15 protein-coding genes and 1 pseudogene are annotated in these 21320 nt (G+C 39.7%); 6 read left to right on the top strand and 10 right to left on the bottom strand.

From position 1 onward, the window contains the following. Positions 1-114: 114 nt before the first annotated feature. The 4 genes from ACOVQQ_RS07395 to ACOVQQ_RS07380 all read right to left on the bottom strand — a co-directional run bounded on the left by ACOVQQ_RS07395 (position 115) and on the right by ACOVQQ_RS07380 (position 4587). Positions 115-903 carry a T9SS type A sorting domain-containing protein gene (locus ACOVQQ_RS07395; RefSeq protein ID WP_421817629.1) on the bottom strand — a complete coding sequence of 263 codons (789 nt, stop codon included), beginning with the start codon at positions 901-903 and terminating at the stop codon, positions 115-117. 7 nt (positions 904-910) lie between these two features. Then, on the bottom strand, positions 911-1432 hold the full coding sequence (locus tag ACOVQQ_RS07390; RefSeq protein WP_421817628.1) for an ankyrin repeat domain-containing protein: 522 nt from the start codon (positions 1430-1432) through the stop codon (positions 911-913). 52 nt (positions 1433-1484) lie between these two features. After that, complete coding sequence (locus tag ACOVQQ_RS07385) at positions 1485-2498, bottom strand: LacI family DNA-binding transcriptional regulator (protein WP_094485584.1); 1014 nt, start codon at positions 2496-2498, stop codon at positions 1485-1487. 130 nt (positions 2499-2628) lie between these two features. Continuing rightward, entirely contained in the window at positions 2629-4587 is a 1959-nt protein-coding gene (locus ACOVQQ_RS07380; protein WP_421817627.1) for an LTA synthase family protein, read from the bottom strand. 438 nt (positions 4588-5025) lie between these two features. Between ACOVQQ_RS07380 and rplM the strand changes: the two genes are divergently transcribed. From rplM to tsf, 4 genes are all read left to right on the top strand, one after another. Continuing rightward, positions 5026-5481, top strand: a complete 456-nt coding sequence (gene rplM, locus ACOVQQ_RS07375) for a 50S ribosomal protein L13 (RefSeq protein WP_094485579.1) — start codon at positions 5026-5028, stop codon at positions 5479-5481. After that, positions 5481-5867, top strand: coding sequence for a 30S ribosomal protein S9 (gene rpsI / locus ACOVQQ_RS07370; RefSeq protein WP_094485578.1), 387 nt, complete (start codon positions 5481-5483; stop codon positions 5865-5867). Before rplM ends, rpsI begins: the two co-directional genes overlap by 1 nt. A gap of 206 nt (positions 5868-6073) precedes the next feature. Continuing rightward, positions 6074-6883, top strand: coding sequence for a 30S ribosomal protein S2 (gene rpsB, locus ACOVQQ_RS07365; RefSeq protein WP_094485577.1), 810 nt, complete (start codon positions 6074-6076; stop codon positions 6881-6883). Between the two features lie 141 nt (positions 6884-7024). After that, positions 7025-7849 carry a translation elongation factor Ts gene (gene tsf, locus ACOVQQ_RS07360; RefSeq protein ID WP_094485576.1) on the top strand — a complete coding sequence of 275 codons (825 nt, stop codon included), beginning with the start codon at positions 7025-7027 and terminating at the stop codon, positions 7847-7849. Between the two features lie 84 nt (positions 7850-7933). Here the strand turns inward: tsf and ACOVQQ_RS07355 are convergent, their stop codons facing one another. Then, positions 7934-9652 carry a T9SS type A sorting domain-containing protein gene (locus ACOVQQ_RS07355; protein WP_421817626.1) on the bottom strand — a complete coding sequence of 573 codons (1719 nt, stop codon included), beginning with the start codon at positions 9650-9652 and terminating at the stop codon, positions 7934-7936. Between the two features lie 512 nt (positions 9653-10164). On the opposite strand from ACOVQQ_RS07355, the pseudogene ACOVQQ_RS07350 reads away from it, so the two are divergent. Beyond that, positions 10165-10392: pseudogene (locus ACOVQQ_RS07350) on the top strand (elongation factor Ts); the annotation flags it as partial. A gap of 290 nt (positions 10393-10682) precedes the next feature. Here ACOVQQ_RS07350 and polA read toward each other — a convergent pair. From polA to ACOVQQ_RS07325, 5 genes are all read right to left on the bottom strand, one after another. Continuing rightward, complete coding sequence (polA, locus tag ACOVQQ_RS07345) at positions 10683-13520, bottom strand: DNA polymerase I (RefSeq protein ID WP_421817625.1); 2838 nt, start codon at positions 13518-13520, stop codon at positions 10683-10685. Positions 13521-14369: 849 nt separating this feature from the next. After that, on the bottom strand, positions 14370-14750 hold the full coding sequence (locus ACOVQQ_RS07340) for a hypothetical protein (protein WP_421817624.1): 381 nt from the start codon (positions 14748-14750) through the stop codon (positions 14370-14372). Between the two features lie 12 nt (positions 14751-14762). After that, positions 14763-15962: a hypothetical protein gene (locus tag ACOVQQ_RS07335; protein WP_421817623.1), complete on the bottom strand. Its 1200-nt coding sequence runs from the start codon at positions 15960-15962 to the stop codon at positions 14763-14765. Continuing rightward, positions 15963-18470 (bottom strand): DNA cytosine methyltransferase, encoded by a 2508-nt coding sequence (locus ACOVQQ_RS07330; protein WP_421817622.1) that lies wholly within the window; start codon positions 18468-18470, stop codon positions 15963-15965. 3 nt (positions 18471-18473) lie between these two features. Beyond that, entirely contained in the window at positions 18474-18800 is a 327-nt protein-coding gene (locus ACOVQQ_RS07325; protein ID WP_421817621.1) for a helix-turn-helix domain-containing protein, read from the bottom strand. A 1258-nt stretch (positions 18801-20058) separates the two neighbouring features. Between ACOVQQ_RS07325 and ACOVQQ_RS07320 the strand changes: the two genes are divergently transcribed. Further along, the gene (locus tag ACOVQQ_RS07320) at positions 20059-21291 is read left to right on the top strand and encodes a metallophosphoesterase (protein WP_421817620.1); all 1233 of its coding nucleotides are present in this window, start codon (positions 20059-20061) and stop codon (positions 21289-21291) included. Positions 21292-21320 lie beyond the last annotated feature (29 nt).

Raw genomic sequence — 21320 nt, 5'->3', positions numbered from 1 at the left:
AAACGCAAGCGATTTTTTGGCAGGATGCCGCTTCCACCGCTCACAGGGGCAATCGGAACAAAAAAAGCCGTTCCACAAAATGCGAAACGGCTTTGGTCTTATGTGCAAAAAAAACTATTCTTTAATCAGTTTCTTCCAAGCTTTTCCGCTGGTTCCCGAAACTTCTAATAAGTAAATTCCTGTTGCTAAATCGTCGATTTGAATGCGCTCTTCAATGCTGCCGTTTTCAAAACGAAGTGTTTTTACCAATTTTCCAGTTTGTGAGTAAATGGTAATCGAATTAAACTCCGAACGCGCCGAAACATTAAAAAAGTTCTGCGCTGGGTTTGGGTATAATTCAACAGTGTTTAAGTTTATGTCGTCGGTATTCAAACTTTGGAACGCTGCAGTTGCATAACCTACATTGTTAGTTCCGCCGTGAGCGCCAACTGTAAAAGTTGCTCCTGCTGGTCGCACACCTGCGATACTAATAGAGTTCGTGCTCGCATAAGGCATTTGGAAATCATTCGCATCTGTTGTGGTTAGTGCTCTTGTTAGTGTAAGAGTACGAACAGTGCCGCTAACCGTGTTTGAAACTGTAGTCCAATTTTGTGCTGAATCATTCGGTGGTACACCAAGTCCAGCGAAATTTCGATCGCTTAAATTTGGGTTTGTTGAGGTGGTAAAAACCACAACATCGCCGTCGGCCATTCCAAATCCAGCTTCAACTCCAATTCCCAAACCAAACCAACGGTCGGATGGCCCAGTTAAAACCAATGTAACTTGCGAAGTGCTGTTATCTAATGTAAAGTTTGCTGTAATCGGAATTGGATTGTTTGAAAGGGTCATCACGCCAGTCGATTTCTGCTGCGCGAACCCGAGGCTGCCAAGCAGTGTAAGAAATAGTAAAGTAGTTTTTTGCATAGAGTTTTTATTTTAGAAGTTTAATTAAGTTCTCGTTTCCAGATTCGGTGGCGTATTCAAAAGCAGTTTTACCGGCTTTGTCTTTACTGTCTTTTTTTGCACCCGATTTGAGTAACAGCGCCACAGTTTCTGGCTGCTGAAATTGTACCGCAAGCATTAGCGGTGTTAGTCCTTTGTCGTCGGCAGCATTAATATCGGCTTTTGCGGCAACGAGTTTTTCTAAAACAGCAGTGTTTTTTTTCACTATTGCTGCCATTACTATGGTTCCAAAACCGGTTGCCAAGTTTATGTTTGCGCCGTTGTCAATTAAATAGTTCGCCACTTCGTTGTTTCCGCGATACGTAGCCAAAAGGAGCGGTGTGTAGCCCTGCGGACTCACAGCATTGATCAACGACTTGTCTTTTGCTAACAGTGTTTTAAGTGTTTCGACCGTGCCCGAACGAGCCACATCGAAAATGTCGGGCGTTGTCTGTGCTTGTAACAACTGCGACGATAAAAAGAAAAAACAGGCGAATAAAAGCGTTCTCATAGGATGACGATGTTCTAAAGCGAATAAGATTGCGTGCATTTATCGGAAATAACTATTTCTTAACCGAGTCGCGCTTTCTCAATTCAGTACGTATTATTTGTGTAGTTGGTTTTAAATTTTCTTTCGATTCCAAGCGATCGATCAACATTTTTGCTGCCGCTTCGCCAATTTCGGGTCCGTGTTGCGAGATTGTCGACAAACTCGGCGTTAATCGTCGCGACCAAATGCCGTCGGCAAAGCCAATGACTTGCAATTCGTCTGGAATGCGGTAGCCTTTTTTGATTGCCATTTTCATTACCGCTGTTGAGGTATGCTCGTCTAAGGCAAGAAAAGCATCGGGATTATGTTCGAAAACACCGGCTAGTTCGGCATCAAAACGCTGTTCGTTATCAGTAAGTAAAACCAACTCGTCTTTGGCTTCTAGTTTTGCATCGGTAAGTGCAGCGAAGTAGCCTTTTGCTCTAAGTTTACCAACGCTTAGATTGTCGATTGATGAAACTAAAGCGATGTTTTTGCAACCAGTATCAATCAGATATTGTACGGCATTTACTGCTGCTTCGAAATCATCTACAACAACCTTATCACAGGCAATGCTCTCAGCTGTGCGATCAAACATTACAATCGGCGTTCCGCTGCTGATGATTTCAGCAAAATGGCCATATTCTTCTTCCTTTTGCGCTTCTTCGCTCACTGAAAGGATAAATCCGTCGATGGTGCCGTTGCTCAAAACATCCAAGGCGTGAATCTCTTTTTGTATCGATTCGTTCGAAATACATGTAATTATGTTGTAGCCTTTCTCGTCGGCAACTTTTTCAATACCGGAGAAAACTTTGGCAAAAAACGGATTGAGAATATTTGGAATGATTACGCCAATAGTTCGGGTAGATCTGTTTTTCAGATTCAAACCAATAACATTAGGCTTGTAGTTTTTCAGTTTTGCAAACTCTTGAATTTTGATTTTCGTAGGTTCACTAATTTCCGGGCTGTTGTTTAAAGCCTTGGAAACAGTAGAAACGGAAACGCCTAAATCTTTGGCAATTTGTTTGAGTGTAGCTTTAGATTTCATCGGTAAAAGATTGACGACGAATATAATGAAATTTCTCGCTTTTAAGAAGTGTTTATATGTGCTGCAAATTCGACGTAAAGTGCTGAAGTCAATCTTTTAATCTAGCGCTGATTCCGTAAAGTCTTAGGGTTTATTTGAGTTTGTTGTTGTTGAAGAGATAGTCGGCGGTTTGATACCAAGCTATGGCTTCGCGTTCCAATCTCGGATTTTTCGCTGATTTGCTGAGCGTATTCTTGTCGTTATCCCATTTGTAGTGATTCACTGATTTTTGCTCACTTAAAATAACCACGGCGTCTTTTTTAATGAAGCCCAATTTGCGATACGTTGCCACTAAGGCCCGCTCATGGTAAAGCGGATTTAAAACATCTTCACCAAAAAAGTCGGATTCATAACTCCAATTAAGTGCTCCAAAAAGTGTCGGCATTACATCGATTTGCGAACACTGTTTGCTAATCTCCATCTGTCCGAGTTTTTCTACTCCTATAATAAGAGCGGGAATTTTATAATTTACAATATCTATTTCGTCTTTTCCGGCGCTAGACGCACAATGGTCGGCAACAATTACAAATACTGTGTTTTTAAACCACGGTTTCTTTTGTGCGGCTTCGAATAGTTTTCCGAGCGCATAGTCGGTATATTTTACCGCGCCGTTTCTTCCTGAGCCAGATGGAATGTCGATTTTTCCTTTCGGATACGTGTACGGACGGTGGTTTGAAGTTGTCATGACGAAATTAAAGAACGGTTTTCCGGACGCGTATTGCTTGTCGGCTTGTTCGAGCATTACGTTATAAATGTCTTCGTCGCATATTCCCCAAGCGTTTTCAAAAGTAACTTGACTATCGGAGATCAGTGTGCGTGTTGTTTTAATGTCGTCGGAAAGAATCGAACCACGTCCGCGGTCGAAAATATTAAAACCATTACTTCCGAAGTAAGCATCCATATTGTCGAAGTACCCATCGCCGCCATAAAAAAAGTTGCAGCTGTATCCTTTGGATTTGAAAACGTTCGATACGGTGTACAAGCCCGCATTTTTAGGTCGTTTAACGATACTTTGTCCGGGTGTGGGCGAAATACACAGCGTTACGGCTTCCATACCGCGAACAGTTCGTGTTCCGGTGGCAAACAGGTTGGTAAAGCGACAGGCTTTGGTGGCAAGTTTGTCGAGATTTGGCGTCAGGTTTTCGGTGTTTCCGTAGCTGCCCAGGAATTTTGCCGACAAACTTTCGACCAAGATGAAAACAACATTGGGTTTTTCGTTACTTGGATTTGGCGAACTAACCGTTCGATGAATACTCAAGCCATTGGATTGAAACCTGCTGTTGTTTTGTTGCAGTTCGTTTCGAACTAAATCGAAGGCTTCGTTTTCTGGGATGGTTTTGTAAAATTCGCTGTATTTCATTTGGTTGTTGCGGAAGGCAGCGAAAAAGGAATAGATGCCGTTTTTAGATAATTCGTTGTTGTAGCGGTTTGCCGACCACTCGGCGTCGGTGTTTTGTAAGCCGACGGTGGCTAAAACCACTACAGCAGTTACAGAAGCAAGTACAATGAATCGTGTTTTTAGACTTGCTTTTGAAGAAAACACAGTGGTAAATCCTTTTTGTTTATGAATGAAGTACATGCCGAGCAGTGTGGTAAGAAGTACAATAGCAAACAGCAGCGGCAGCGGGTAGGATTCGGCTATGTTGGCAATAACTTCGTAGGTGTAAATAAGGTAGTCGACCGCTATGAAATTAAAGCGCGATTTAAATTCTTCCCAAAAAGTAAACTCAGCCAAAGCGGTAAATGAGAGTAGAAACAGTGTCAGAAAAGTAAAAAAGTACGTAAGCGATTTGTCGAGTTTGCTTCCGATTAGTGGGTTGGGAAGAATAGTAAGGTACAAGATCGCCGGAAGGCTGATGCTGCAGGCACTAACCAAATCGAAAACGAGACCGAAGAAAAAGGTTTTGACAACGGCGCTGATAGAACTATCGGGTTCGGGCAAAGCCCAGAAATACAGCAGAATGCGGGTGACAAATGAACAACAAAGATAGGCGAGTGCCAACAGCCAGACGGCGCGGTAGCGGCACCCGAAACGGTTTATTTTTTTCATGTAAAGAACAAAAGGTTGGTTAATAGCAAGTTCAAATGTCGTAAATTCCTCATGGATTTATGAAAAAGGTAGCTCGTTTTAGTTTGATGCGGATTAATTTAGAACGTTTCTTTTGGTATGAATTTGGGTTTGGTTGGTTGTGTGAGCGACCGCAGTGTAAATGAGGTGCCGTTGAGGTGTGGCGTTTGCGCTGCCAAAAGGCGACCTTGGGAGCCCCTTTGGCGAGACAAAAAGCCCGCCGAGACCAGCCGAATTGCAGCGTAGGGCGCGACGCCGCAGTAGATTTTTTCTTCAAAGCACCACCGTTTGCGGCGGCACACCCAAAAATACGGCAACGAACAAAACTTTTGCATTTGTATGTCGGCAAATAATTTGTACTTTTGCACCCCAATCCCGAAAAACGGGTGCGGACGGAATGTTTAATTTAAATTAATTATTGTGAACACATTAAGTTACAGAACTGTGTCTGCAAACAAAGCCACTGTGAGCAAAGAGTGGGTTGTTGTGGATGCTGAGGGGCATAACTTGGGTCGTTTAGCGTCGAAGGTTGCTATGATTCTTCGCGGTAAATACAAGCCAAGTTTTACGCCACACGTTGACTGTGGGGATAACGTAATTGTTATCAACGCAGAGAAAATCAACCTTACTGGAACCAAGCTTGACGACAAAATTTACATGCGTCATACGGGTTACCCAGGAGGTCAAAGAACCCTTACTGCTAAAGTTTTACAGGCGAAAAATCCTGCTGCTTTAGTTGAAAAAGCTGTTAAAGGGATGTTGCCTAAAAACAAATTAGGAGCTGAACTTTTCAGAAACCTTACTGTAGTTGTTGGTAGCGAGCACAAACACACGGCTCAGCAACCTAAAACCGTTAACCTAAACGATCTTAAATAATGGCAGTTATCCACAAAATTGGCAGACGTAAAACTGCAGTTGCCCGTGTTTACGTTTCGGAAGGAAACGGAACCATTACTGTAAACAAAAAAGAATTTACAACGTATTTTCCAACAGCTACTTTGCAGTACAAAGTATTACAGCCGTTGACTATGACTGAAAATGCAGCTAGCTACGACGTTAAAGTAAACGTGTACGGCGGTGGTGTTACTGGTCAGGCAGAGGCAGTACGTATGGCTATTGCTCGTGCAATGTGCGAAGTAGGAGAAGGAAATCGTGCAATCTTGAAACCAGAAGGTTTACTTACTCGCGACCCAAGAATGGTAGAGCGTAAGAAATTCGGTCAGAAGAAAGCTCGTAAGAGATTCCAGTTCTCTAAACGTTAATATTATTCAATTTTTAAAAATCAAGTTGTTGTTGCACTTCTCTGAAAAGAGAGATTAGTTTAGCATCTAAATGAAGCCTAGGAGAGTAGAAGTTGGTTCCGATAGTTATCGGGATAAAAACAAAATCTCGAAATCTTGAAATCTCAAAATTTCGCAATCTCTAAAAGGACCATTGCTAATTCAACAGAACGTAAACTATTTCAAAAATGGCAAACAAAGTAGAAGTTAAAGAGTTACTGGAAGCCGGTGTTCACTTCGGACACATGACCAGAAAGTGGGATCCAAACATGGCTCCTTACATTTATATGGAGCGTAATGGTATCCACATTATCAATCTATATAAGACTGCTGCAAAAATCGAAGAAGCTAATGAAGCTTTGAAGAAAATCGCAGCATCAGGCCGCAAAATTTTATTTGTAGCTACTAAAAAGCAAGCGAAAGACATCGTTGCAGAAAAAGCATTGGCAGCAAACATGCCGTACATCACTGAAAGATGGCCTGGTGGTATGTTGACCAACTTTGTAACTATTCGCAAAGCAGTTAAGAAAATGTCGTCTATCGACAGAATGAAGAAAGACGGTACTTTTAACACGCTTTCGAAAAAAGAAAAATTGCAAATTGATCGTCTTAGAGCGAAGCTTGAGAAGAACTTAGGATCTATTGCCGACATGTCGCGCCTACCAGCAGCTTTGTTTGTAGTCGACATTAAGGCTGAGCATATCGCAATAAAAGAAGCACAAAAATTAAACATTCCGGTTTTCGCAATGGTAGATACGAATTCGGATCCGCGTGAAGTGGATTACGTAATTCCTGCCAACGACGATGCTTCTAAATCGATTGAAAAAATCCTTTCATTAGTTACCGCAGCTATCATCGACGGTTTATCAAACCGCAATACAGATGCTCCTGTAGACGATGCTGAGGGAATGGAAGCAGCTGTTGAGGCTGAAGTAGAAGTAGTAGAAGCTCCTGAGAGCGATGCAACTTCTGTGGAAGAACCAAGCAGCGAAGCATAAATTTCTAGAAATTCCGATTTTGTTCTGCGTTTCGCTCCAGGCTCAGATTTAACGATTTGATAAAGCCCACACGAACGAAAGCACCAAACAAGGTCGGAATTTTGCACATTTAATTCATAAACCTAAAACTTTAAAAATATCATGGCAACAATTACTGCTGCAGATGTAAATAAATTAAGAACCCTTACCGGTGCCGGTATGATGGATTGTAAAAAAGCGCTTGTTGAAGCAGATGGCGATTTCGACTTGGCTATCGAAAACCTTCGTAAGAAAGGTCAGAAAGTAGCTGCAAATCGTTCGGATCGCGAATCAACTGAAGGTGCTGCAATCGCTGCTGTGAACGCAGATAAGACAGAAGGTGTTGTTATTACCTTGAACTGTGAAACAGATTTCGTAGGTAAAAACGAAGGTTTCGTAAAATTAGCAACTGATTTAGCTGCTTTGGCACTTCAATTCGATTCAAAAGATGCTTTCTTGGCAGCCGATTTCAACGGAATTACTGTTTCTGAGAAATTAATCGAGCAAACAGGTGTTATCGGTGAGAAAATCGAAATCGGTACGTTTGAGAAATTAAGCGGTGCTTTCGTAGGAAGCTACATCCACGCAGGTAACAAAATTGCAACCATCGTTTCGCTTTCTGCAAACGTAGAAGGTGCTGAAGAAGCAGCTCGTAACGTGGCTATGCAGGCAGCTGCAATGAACCCAATTGCTTTAGATGAGGCGGGTGTAGACCAAGAAACCATCGATAAAGAAATTGAAATCGCTAAAGATTTGTTACGTCAGGAAGGTAAGCCAGAAGCAATGATCGAAAACATTGCAAAAGGTAAATTGGGACGTTTCTTCAAAGACAATACTTTGGTGAACCAGGATTACATTAAAGACGGTGAACTTAGCGTAGCTAAATACGTGAAAACAGTTAACCCAGATCTAGTAGTAACTGGATTTAAGCGTGCTGCTTTAGGTTAATTAGTTCCCGCTATAAAACAAAAAAGGCTTTCGAAAGAGAGCCTTTTTTTATGGGGTGAATTATCTTATGAAATCTAATTTTCGTTAATTTTTCAGCAACTTGCGTATTTCTATCTCGCTGTTCTCGAAAATAAGTTTTAGTAGGTGAATTCCCGGAGGTAATTCTGAAACCTGTATTGAATTACTTCCTTGATTTGCAGTTCCGTTTTTAATAATGGTTCCGTTTAGGGAAATAATTTGGTACTTAGCGGTTTGTGCGACTTGTAACACAAAAACATCTTTAACCGGATTCGGGTATAGTTGTACTTGCTCGAAAGGTAAATCGTTAGTATTAAGCGGTGAGCAGGCTTGTGCTGCGTATTTAGCGATGATAAAATCTGAAGATCCGCCCGATTGTGTTAGGGTTTGATTGTTGTCGAGATTTACACTTCCGGTAAACTGCCCTCCCAGAATTAAATCTCCTGAGGCGTCCTGTGTTATATCGTTAAAATAGTTGAACCCACCTTGTGTTGAAGGTATCCAAAACCCACCAGTACAAGCGCCCGTTTCTAAATTAAATTTAGCTGCAAAGTGACGGCTGTTGCTTGTAGTAGCTACTGTAAAAGATTGCCCCGACCAAGTCACTGTTGTAACACCATTACTAGCCCAATACAATTCATCATTTATGATTTTCGTTGTCCCAGTTAGCTGTCCGAATTTATTATTATGGTGCGCCCAGATTACTGTCTCTGCAGTTGGATTACACTTGAGAACAAAAGTTCTTTGAAATTGTTCGGGTGGTATCGCAAAACCGAGAAAACTATTGCTTCCGGTTAAATTTCCTAAAACACCCCCCAAATAAATGTTGTTATTGCTGTCGAAATCTAGCCCGTGCGGTATCATAGCACTTACTTCATTTGCCGAGGTTGTTTGTCGAACCCACAAGAAATTTCCGTTTTGGTCGTAGCTGGCAAGATATCCTGTACCTGTGATTGGTGTTCCGTTAAAGCTAACTACATTTTCAGGGTCGCGATAATTGGTAAAAAAGTAATGACCGTTGTTCGGATTTCGATAGAATTTCGGTAGAGGTAAAATGTCAATAGACATATTTAAAGATATACCTTGTACAAAATTACCATCAGTGTCATACTTTAATATATGATGTTTACTACCACCTTGAGGTACGGTATATTGACCATCGCAAAAAGTACCGCTACGCATACTCATAAACCAATGTAAAGTACCCGTTTCGTCTCTAAGTAAGTCTACGTTCACAGTTCCCTGTGCTTCCGATTGCGACAAAAACGGTTGAGGCCTCCGGATCCAGATAAAGTCTCCGTCACTATTAATTTTTGCAAGTATACTTCTGCTGCAAGCTTCGAGAGTGTTGTTGAAATCGAACTCCCCGAAGAAAGCGGCTGGCCCGTTTATATCTCCCACAGGTGCACAGCTTGAAACTGTTCCTGCAAAATAAATATTGTCGTTTTCATCTATAGCTAATTGTCCTACCCGTTCCTCACTTCGACCACCAAAGACCTTGTACCATCGTAGTTCACCCGTGCAGTTAAGCGAGAAAAGCACCACATCATTTTTGGTAATTGCATCTCCATTGGGTTGAATGAGTTGATTTCCAAGAAAAATACCCGCATAGCCCACTCGAGCTAATGCATAAATATTTTTTTGACTGTCGGTTTGTAGCGATAAAACCGTTTCGGGTGCGTTTGAAGTATCATCGACAGCCCCACCTCTAAATCCCCACGGCCACGATTGTCCGAATAAATTAAAAGAAATTAAAAATGCTATCAGCAGTTGTGATGGTTTCATGGGTTTAGTTTTTGATTAGCAATAATATACCAAAGAAATAAAGTCGAACGAGTATGAAATTAATGAACTACCGAGTTAGATATTTCAAAAAGACATTCTTTAAATTAGTGTAATACTTGCAGGAAAATAAACATCTAAAAAAACAACACTAAAAAAAATCTGTAATTACACTAATTACTTTAGCCTTTGTAAAAATATTTAAAAAACTAACGCAGTGTTTTCTTATTTTGTTAAATTTCTTTTCAGACTTTTTGAAATACAGCAAGGTAGAAATTGTTTCGCTATATAGCATCCGCTTTTTAAATTGAAAAAGAAAAAAATACATTGATTGGGCTACCTACGATGTTTTCACCAGTAAAAAAAAGTGTCGCAGAATGTATAAATAAGTGAGCGATTTCCCAGAGAACCATACTATTCACTTTTTTTAATGGAATTGCTGAGCTTTTTATAAGTGATTTTAAAAGCTTTTTTTGAATTTGTTTTTAAGGCATGAGTAAATAAGTCAACTTTAGATTTTCGATAAAGAAATAGAAATCGCTAAAGATTTGTTACGTCAGGAAGGTAAGCCAGAAGCAATGATCGAAAACATTGCAAAAGGTAAATTGGGACGTTTCTTCAAAGACAATACTTTGGTGAACCAGGATTACATTAAAGACGGTGAACTTAGCGTAGCTAAATACGTGAAAACAGTTAACCCAGATCTAGTAGTAACTGGATTTAAGCGTGCTGCTTTAGGTTAATTAGTTCCCGCTATAAAACAAAAAAGGCTTTCGAAAGAGAGCCTTTTTTTATGGAGTGAATTGAAAACTAATTTCGTAAAAGTGATTTTATGGGGCTTGGTATTATTTCATTTGTAATATTGCAATATTACCTTTTGTTAAAACCTTAAAATCAATACGTTATTTTAACTTTTCGAGCACCAAAACCATCCACTTCGCTCAAAAAAAAATATAACGTATGGTTTTTCCTTTAAAGAAATTTTGTTTTAAAATTCAGATTAAAATTTTGGAGGTTTACATAAGAAAGTAGTTTAATGCGCCTCCAACCAGTTCTTACCCACGCCCATTTCAACTTCTAACGGAACCGTTAAGCTGGCTGCACCTTCCATTTCCGACTTTACAATTTGCTTCACCACTTCCAATTCCGATTCCAATACATCAAACACCAATTCGTCGTGCACCTGTAGCAACATCTTCGATTGCAATTGCTGAGCTGCAAACGCTTTGTGAATGCGGATCATAGCAATTTTGATAATATCGGCAGCCGACCCTTGTATCGGAGCGTTTACCGCATTGCGTTCTGCCGCACCACGAACCACCGCATTTCCGGAGTTTATGTCTTTTAAGTACCGGCGACGCCCAAAAATAGTTTGTGCATAACCCAATTCGCGTGCGTGCTCAATCTGGTCGTTGATGTAGGTCTTTAATTTGGGATAGGTTCGGTAATAAGCGTTAATTAAATCGGCACTCTCCGATCGCGATAAGGTAGTTTGGTTGCTCAACCCAAAAGCCGATACGCCGTAGATAATTCCAAAATTTACCGTTTTTGCATGGCTGCGTTGTTCGCGTGTTACTTCCTCTACCGGTATGTCGAATACTTTCGAAGCCGTTGATCGGTGAATGTCTTCGCCGTTTCTAAACGCTTCAATCATCGTGTCTTCTCCACTTAGAGCTGCAATGATGCGCAATTCAATCTGACTGTAATCCGCAGACAACAATACATGCTTGTCGGAACCCGCCACAAAAGCTTTTCGGATTTGACGACCGCGTTCGGTACGAATCGGGATGTTTTGCAAATTCGGATTGTTCGAACTCAAACGTCCGGTTGCCGCCACAGCTTGCATGTAATCGGTGTGAATCCGACCCGTTTTTGGATTTACCTGCGTCGGTAGTGCCGTAACATACGTACTTTGTAGTTTTACCAATTGACGCCAATCGAGTATGTCATGTACAAACGGACTCGTAAGCGCCAAATACGACAATATTTCTTCGCCCGTGGCATACTGTCCGGTTTTCGTTTTCTTTTGCTTTGCACCGCCAATTTTCATTTTGTCGAACAAAATTTCGCCCAATTGTTTAGGCGACGCTAAATTGAAAGTCTCGCCGGCAGTCTCGTATATCTTGCGTTCCAACGAACTGATTTCCGTAGCAATTTCCGATTCCATTTCTTTCAAGAAAGCAATATCCAGTTTTACGCCCGTTAGTTCCATGTCGGCTAAAACGGGCATCAACGGCATTTCGATTTCTGTAAACAGTTTTGTTGTTTCCGATTCTTGCAATTTGGGTTCAAAAACGTTTTTCAATTGCAAAGTTACATCGGCATCTTCGGCGGCGTATTCTTTAATCACTTCTACATCGACCTCGCGCATCGATTTCTGATTTTTACCCTTTTTTCCAATTAGCGTTTCAATGGAAACCGGCGCGTAATTCAAATAGGTTTGCGACAATACATCCATGTTATGACGCATGTCTGGGTTAATCAGATAATGCGCTAACATCGTATCAAAACAGGGTTCGGCAATGCGAACACCGTATTGTGCCAAGATTTTTAAATCGTATTTAATATTCTGACCCACTTTTTCAATCTCCGTATTCTGCCAAAAGGCGTCGAAATAGCGTACTTCAGCTTCGGCTTGTTCGCGATTTTCAGAAATAGGCACGTAGTAACCTTTTCCTTTTTCGGTTGAAAACGAAATTCCTACTAATTCGGCTTGCTGCGCGTCGATTCCGGTGGTTTCCGTATCAAAACTTACGGTTTTATGCTTGAGCAAATGGTCGAGCAACAGTTTCTTGGCAAAGTCAGTATTTACTAATTGGTAGTGGTGTTCGGTGTTTTCAATGTTTTGGTACAAGCTGTAACCGGTGGCGCTTTCCATATCGGTATCGACGCCAAATAGGTCGATTTGTCCCGTGAGATTTGGTTTGGCTTTACGGTACAGTTGCGCTTCTTTCTGTTCGGTGGCGTTGGTTACGGCCGAGAAGTCGGTTCGAAAAATAGCATCGAATTGTTCGGCCATGCGGCGAAATTCGAGTTCATGAAACAGCGCCTGCGTTTTTTCGAAATCGGGTTTGCTCAGTTCGTAGTCGGTTTCGTTAAAGGTTACGGGGCAATCTACCAAAATGGTCGCGAGTTTTTTCGAAAGTATTCCCAGTTCGGCGTTGGCTTCAATGTTTTCTTTCATTTTGCCTTTCAGCTTGTCGGTGTTAGCCAACAAATTTTCCATAGAACCGAATTCGGCGAGCAGTTTTTTTGCAGTTACTTCGCCTACGCCGGGAAGTCCAGGAATGTTATCTACAGCATCGCCCATCATGCCTAGAAAGTCGATTACCTGTTCCGGACGTTCTACGCCAAAGCGTTCTTGTACTTCTTTAATGCCCCAGATTTCGATGCCGTTGCCCATGCGTGCGGGTTTGTAAATAAATACGTTTTCGGTTACGAGCTGCGCAAAATCTTTATCGGGCGTAACCATAAACACCTGATAATTTTGTTGTTCGGCTTGTTTGGCGATGGTTCCAATCAAATCGTCGGCTTCGCAACCGGCAAGTTCGATGATCGGAATGTGCATGGCGCGCAAAATGTCGTGAATGTACGGAATGGCAAGGCTTATAGCTTCGGGCGTTTCGTCGCGATTGGCTTTATATTGCGGAAACATTTCCGTACGCACTGTACTTCCTTCTTTATCAAACGCTACGGCCAAATGATCGGGTTTTTCGCGCTTGATGATGTCGAGTAACGAATTCATAAAACCTACAATTGCCGAGGTATTCATGCCCTTGGAATTGATGGTTGGGTTTTTGATAAAAGCGTAATATCCTCTGAAAATCAAGGCATAGGCGTCGAGTAAGTACAGGCGTTTTTTGGTTTCCATTTCAAAAATTAAAGAAAGTAAAGGTATTTAAATTTTGATACCCTTACTCGCAAGTTACCACCGACGATGCATTCTTTTTTTGTTTTTGGGCGCGCCGGCAAACGAGTCGTCGCTGCGCAAAAGAGGTTCACGCCGTCACGTGTTCCGTTCTATCTTTTTTGCAAACAAGTAGTGGAAAAACCGTAGCGCAAAAAAGGATGCCACTCCACCCGTTCGCGCGGAAAAGATTCACAAGCGAAAAAATAGAAAGAAGGAAAAAAGCAAAAAAAGCGAAAGAATAGAAAAAAGGAGGAAATCGAAAAGTGAAATAAACATTTGCGATTAACTCCCAGAATCGCTCTAGAATCACCAAATCGTGGGTCAAGGTGGGAATACGATACGTGAAGTGGTGAATTCAACAAAGTCTAGCTTCTCGTTTCTAGCTTCTAGCTTCTTAAAAATAATTTACGCCTTTAACACGCTCAGGCACCGGCAAAACGTGGGTTAGGGCTGCGGATGGCAATGAAAAGGTGTGGCGTGTTGTTAATGGTAACCTCAAATACGGGAGGCTGTGTAGAGCGGCGTTTTCCCGCTTCGTTATTTTTGAGAACTAAACGCTACTTTACAAACGAGCGCACTTGTAAACCTCTTATTTGAGCTCGCTTTGATTAGGAATTTCCATTTTTTTGGCGAAAGATGGTAGATGTGTAACGGTTACTGCTGTTAGCGGTTCGCCTTTCTTTTCTGTCGAGTTTGTTCATTGTCATTTCGTGTCTGTCTTGGTGCGTTGGCTTGGCGGCTCTTTTGCAAAACTTAGCTTTAGCGTGGGCTTGTGCGTTTTTGCAAATGTGCCACCAAATGTAGTGGAAATCATAGTGCAAGGCCATTGTCGAAATCAACAATATGAGCAGGAGGGATTGTCGCTCTAATTGCATTTGTGTTTTGAACACTTCCCATTGCAAATCCGTGATTTGTTACAATGTCCTGAACAAATTCGTTACAATTAATTCTATGAATAACATTTTTAGCTCTTCCCTTTGTAAATTTACGTGTCAAAGGTGGGGTAAATCTGTTTATGTTGAAATGACAATGAATTCGGCCTTCGCTACCCCAAGCACCTTGATTTTCATTATTTTCCCAAACTAAAGAAATTGAGCCATCTGATTTTGCCAAAAAACCTAATGTTTCATAATACTCTGTTTGAGTGTCAAATCGCATTTTGTTTCTTTTACCGAAAAATTGTCTATACATAATTTTAAGTTTTTACAGGTCGTTGTAAATTGTTGCTAATTCCGTTTTAATTTGTCTGAAAGTTAAATCAGCTTTCAAATCTTGTTCAAGTCCTGTGTTTATGCAATAAATGAAAGATTCCTTTCTGTAATAAAGTTCGTTTTTTTTCAATGATTTTTCAATGGTGTCTGATTTTGCAAGTAAGCAAACAAGTTGATAATCGGGATTTATCGCATCGGTCTTATTGTTCGGGTGTGCTTTTGTAAAATGTTGCGTTGCAGTTAGTTTAATTAAGTTTTCTAAGTAATGAGCAAGTTGTGGAAATTTGCTTTTCGGGAAAATGTGATGAACTTGTGTCGCATCACCATTAGCCCATTGGTCTTTGACTTCGCTTTCAGAATACATTTTCTTTATTTGGTTCATTGCTTTTTGAACCAAATAAGCATTAAACGCAGTATCAGGTAATACGTTTTGTTCGCTTTCTGCATTTGCTTCTTGTCGTGAAATGGTTTTGTCTTTTGATAAATCACGCCAATTTTTTCGATTATACATTAAGTCTGTATAGTAAAATTCATTTTCTGACATTCGCCCTTTGATTGAACCCGGCAAATTGTTTTCGCAAGCGTAGATGTTTAGCAATTTTGGATAAATACGCTTTACTTCAACTTCTCCGTTAATTGCAGTATTTCCGATAATGAATTTAATAAAACGCTTTTGCAAATCTTCAAAATCTGACTGTGTTAAATTACCTTTTTCATATTTGTTCTTGTAAACTTCAAAAAATTTGAGTAAACCACTATCTGATAAAACTTTTACAAAGTATTGGTAAAGAAAATTGTAAGCGTGTCGGTCTTTCAACGATATGTATTCTAATACAGATAAATTGGCAATTTTATAATAGTTTTTAGTTCCACGCTTATCAATGTCCAATACTCCCGCATATGCCAAAAGTCTTAAAGGTTGTTGAATAAATTTGTCGTATTCGCTTCGTGTTGTTGGATTGGTTGCAGATGGTTTATTGAATATTGCTTTTACGTTTTTGATAAAGTATTGAGAGTCCCAAATGTCCTGCACAATGAACTCTTTTTGGGGTTCATTTTCTCTTAAATTCAAAACACAGTCCGCAATTATACAAACAACATCTGGTGTGCATTTCTGATCCATAAATCTTGCATCATTGGTAAGTCTGATGTCATAGTTTTTGCTTTTAAGCAACTTTTCGATTTCTGTCATTTATTCAATATTTTTTAAGAGTCCGAAGAAAAAAACGGAATTATTATCAATGTTTAGTGAACGTGTGCCATAATTACGTGCAACACGATAGAACTTCTCAAATTCTTTTGTTCCATAATATTCTAAATCTTTTTCTGTCGGAAGTCGACTTCCGTTTTTCAATGTTAATAAAGCAACGGAGCCGTCAGTAATTGTATTCTTTGGTAAAAAACTCGCTCTTGGATAATATGTGAGGTTTGGAATCATAACAACATCATCACGATTGAGAAATTTGGCGACAGCCAAATTTTCTGTATCGTCAATATAACAGTCGTAGTTTTCTAATTCCCTAACTTCGTTATTACCAATATTACGAGATTTCAATACCCTATATTTTCCATTGTTTTTTGTGATTTGCTTGGTAATTTGCCTGTCTCTAAAACTCTGAAAAATATTAAATTTGAGTTTTTCTGAAATTTGGTCAAATTCTTCATTTCTGTAAATCAGCCAATACGGGAACTTGTCAGACATTATATAATCTTTTTGCTTTTCTTCTAATGTTTCCGTGATGTAACTTTCAATTAAAATATTTTCACTTTGTTTTTTTGATGAAGTCTCAAGTAAAAAACTAATTGTTTCAATCTTAACGCCCTTAAACCCCTTTTCGCCATAATCGCAAATTTTCAAAAGGTTTTGTCCGTTCAAAATTTCTCTTGTAATATTAAATTCGGGCGAATTGATTAGGCTTTTGGGAACAATTAGGGAAACGAAATTTCCCAATGTAATTGCTTTTTCAATAAAGAACGAGAACAGGTTATTTGATTCATCGTTTTTTGCATTGAATCTGTAAAGCGACAACAATTCTTGGTTGTTCGTTACCTTTTTATAAGGCGGATTTCCTACGACAATATCATACTTTACATTGAAACTGTGAGTAAGGAAGTCTGCATTGATGAAATTGAATTTAAATTTTTTAGGTAGCTTCAATTTGGCTAAAATATTTTTCAGCACAACAAATGAATTGTTGTCAATATCAACAAGGTCAAAAATTACTTCATCTTTGTCTCCGTATTTCTCAACCAACAGAGGAATGAAATTGCCAATACCAACCGAAGGTTCTAAAATTCTGATTTTCTTTTTTCCTTTAAGTTCGGGCAAATCCTTTACAACGGAAAACGCAATATCTTTCCGTGTGAAAAATGCTGAATTTTCTTGACGGCTTGAATTTGCATATTCCGCTATTTGATATATGTTTTCAAGACCTAACTTGGAAAAATCAGAATTGATGAACGAAAGCAAATTTTGTGTTTCGTTCAATTTTTCTTTTTTAATTACGTTGTTGATTTCGGTTGTTGAAAGAAATTTTTGACTTAAAACATCACTTATTCTTTTTGCAATGTTGCTAAAAACGCCTGTCGGAACTGCTTCGCCAATGCAATGTCTAATGTTTAATTCTTCTTTCTTCAAAAATACTTTCTTTTCAAGTAAACTCATTTTATTCAACTTGCCTGTTGATTGATGCGTCCATTGAAAAGTTGAAGGAATACTCATCATCAGCATTAGCTCTCTAATGCTGAAAACTCTATTTTCTGCTGGGTGAACGGTATTTTGGCTTGACAAAATATCGTTTCTCGTATGAACACACGGGCCTTCTTTGTCCCAATACCAACGTGCATATTTGTCGCCATTTTTACTTTCGTTGATTACAATTTTTCCGTCTTTAATTTGGTGTGGTATTCTGTCTTTTTCGGTATTCTGAAACGCAGATTGTCCTTCTTTTAAATTCTCAATCCAACGCAACATTTTTGCATCGTATTCACGAAACGAGTGAAAAATATCGGTTTCCGATATTTTTCCCATTTCCTTTATTTCTTCTAAACCTGCAAAAAGTTTTCGTAGCGTTTTTGGTTTTTGTTTTTCGGGAAAAATGTCAAACGGACTAATGTTCTGAATGTCTTTGCGAACGCCTATTACAAGAGTTCTTGTTCTGCTTGAATGCGAACCGTAATCTTTGAAGTTTACAATTTTGAAAAGTATGTTGTAATGTCCACCTAAATTTATTCTTATTGCTTCTTCAATCGTTTTTTCTATTCCGTCAATGTCCGTGCAAGTTGTATTTAAAAACGCCCTTACGTTTTCAAAAATGAAAAATTTTGGATTGACTTCTTTTGTAATTTTGATTGATTCTACAACTAAAGAATTTCTTGTCAATTCTTGATTTTTTTTGTGGTTTGCTACAGACATTCCTTGACAGGGTGGCGTAGCCACAATTACATCAGGTTCTGAAATTTTATATTCTATTTGCCATTTTTTGATTTCAGCAAACAGTTTTTTTTTGGTTTCTTTTGTAGAAATATCTCCATCTATATAGCCTGTGTCGTATTTACACTTGCTGTTGAACGCTTGAATCTTCAAGCGTTTTGTGAGTATTTCATTTGTAGCAATGCATTCAAAACCGTTTTGTTTGAAGCCGTAACAACCAACTCCCGCACTGCTGAATAAACTTATATATGTCAATGGTTTGTTCATAGTTTAGAATTTTATTTCGGCTTGTTTTACATTTATACTTTTTAGATAGTTCACTTTTTCTTCCGCAACAATCAATGTTTCGGGTGAACAGTTGTATTGATACATTTTCTTAGCGAATTGGTCGCCAAAATATTCTGTTTTCAGTTCGTCAATGTTAAGGTCAAAAGCTATCGCTAATTTTTCTAAACGCTTCTCGTCAAATTCACGTTTACCGTTCTCAATTTTGCTCAAATTCGCTGAGTCAAGGTCAAGTTGTGACGCAAGTTGTGTCAATGTCAAACCTTTGTCTGACCGTAACTGCCTGATATATTCACCAAAAGTTGCTTTCATTTGCTTGTAAAAATTAACTTGTCAATAGATGACAAATTTAGCTAAGTTTTTTAGTATGGCAAATTATTCTGTATTTTTTAGAAATAGTCAGGGTGGTAGGTGGGCTTGGGTGCGGTTGGGCAAAATAAAATGTGCTGTAATTTGTGTCGGCTTGTGCGGTTGGTTGAAGCTCTTTTTATTTTGCGAAGAGTTGGCATTTTGTCTGTCGTTTTACTGTTCGTTTTTGTTTGTTGTGTCTGTCTTTTAGGCTTGCAGGTAACTCAACAATTGGCGAAGTCCCACCTTTTTCCCAATTTTCAAAAACACCCTTAATTTATTTAATCACAGCGCATTGCAGCGATAAATTTATGCGCATTCTTGATCTATTAAATTGGACACTTGTTTCGCCTTTTGTGTTAGCAATTAAAAAATATTGCTCTTTTATTCCTCGCTAATTTAAAGGATTCCTTCCTCTCAAAACTACCTACGTATAGGTATTTTTTTACGAATTTTTGGTAACGTTTGCTCTAGCCCCGATGGCAGCGGCAGCCCGCAAGAAAAGACGGCTAGGTGAACCGCGAAGCAATCGGCGACCTCAGAAGCCGAATGCTGCGCGCGTGAACCTGCCGTATTTTACGAGGACTACAGCGAACAGCGGGAAGGAGCTGCGCAAATATTTCGAGATTGAAAGATTTCGAGATTGAAAGATTAACAAAAAGGGAATTCCGATAGCTATTGGAAGTGAAAAAATAGAAAGAATAGAAAGAATAGAAAAAAGTGAAAAAAGCGAAAAAAGCAAAAATGGAGCACGATGTTTCTCAAAGTTTTTCACAATGTACACAATGCTGCCTTCGACAAGCTCAGGCACCGTCGATACGTGGGTTAGGGTGGGAAAACGATACGTTAAGTAATGAACGTCATGAAGTCTCTCCCGATAGCTATCGGGACTAGCTTCCCCTAAAACGATACGCAAAATGGTGAACGTCGCGAAGTCTTAATACAAAAATCTCCATCAGCCTTCGACAAGCTCAGGCACCAGCCTTCGACAAGCTCAGGCACCAACAAATTGTGGGTTAGGGTGGGAACACGATACGTAAAATGGTGAATTCATCGAAGTCTAGCCTCTAGCTTCTAACTTCTAGCTTCCCCTAAAACGATACGTAAAAGGGTAAACGTCACGATCCCTCAAGCCTTCTTCAATATTGTTTTTTAGTTAAATATTTTGGAATGCTCGAATATCAAAGCGCGTTTAACCGTTACTTTGCCGAAAATTTTTACTGTGGTTCGTTGGATTATTCTTCTCCTGATCTTTGGTTTAATTGAACTGTATGCCTTTCAAGCATTCAAAACAGTCAATAAAGACAAAGGTTTTATCATTTCGTATCTCGTAATTTCTGTTGCTATAGTCGGAATTATCTTCTACGGTTTTACGCAGTTCGATCGCTCGGTAGGGCAAAATCGGATGTCGCTTTTTACCCTTGGATTAATGCTGGTCATTTACGTTCCTAAAATGCTTATTGGTTTAGTGCTTTTTGGCGAAGATTTATTCCGCGTCTTTTGCGCCATTTCGCGCTATTTCGTGGATTACGATTCAAACACACCAGCCTTGCCCGAACGCCGAAAGTTTATCAGCCAGATTGCTCTCGGCCTCGCCGCCATACCGTTTGCGAGTTTAATTTACGGCATTTTTGAAGGAAAGTACAACTATAAAGTAATCACTACAAAACTGTATTTCCCAGATTTGCCCGCGGCCTTCGACGGTTTAAAAATCACCCAGATTTCCGATGTACACAGCGGCAGTTTCGACAATCCCGAGAAAATTGAATACGCAATCGATTTGATCAATCAGCAAGAAACCGATTTAATTCTCTTTACAGGTGATATCGTAAATACACACGCTACCGAAATGCATCCGTGGATTGACACTTTCAAAAAAATTAAACCACATAAATTCGGAAAGTTTGCAGTATTGGGGAACCACGATTACGGTGAATACGTTTCTTGGCCGTCGCAGCAGGAAAAAGAGAAAAATTTTTCAGACATCAAAAAATTATATGGCGATATCGACTTTAAACTGTTGTTGAACGAACACACTTCGATTAACAAAGATGGTGAAGCTTTGCACATTGTTGGCGTTGAAAATTGGGGCAAAAACTTCAAACAAGCGGGCGATTTAGGTAAAGCCGTTTCCGGATTGGATCGCGACGCATTTAAGATTTTAATGTCGCACGATCCATCGCATTGGGAGTACGAAGTTAAAACGCATCCGTCGAATGTGCATTTAACTTTGTCTGGACACACGCACGGCTTGCAGTTTGGGATTGAAATTCCTGGATTTTTCAAATGGAGTCCGGTTCAATACGTGTATAAACAATGGGCAGGTTTGTATGAACACGAGAATCGTAAAATCTACGTAAATCGCGGTTTTGGCTTCCACGCGTATCCGGGTCGCGTTGGTATCTGGCCAGAAATCAGTGTTTTTGAACTAAAAAAGGGCGAAAAACCGGCGTAATACCGAAAAAACATATATTTGTACTATCA

The organism is Flavobacterium sp., assembly GCF_049240005.1.
In the GTDB taxonomy this organism is placed as follows: Bacteria; Bacteroidota; Bacteroidia; order Flavobacteriales; family Flavobacteriaceae; genus Flavobacterium.
Note: the sequence above shows the minus strand (reverse complement) of the source record. Positions and strands in the feature narration are given on the sequence as shown.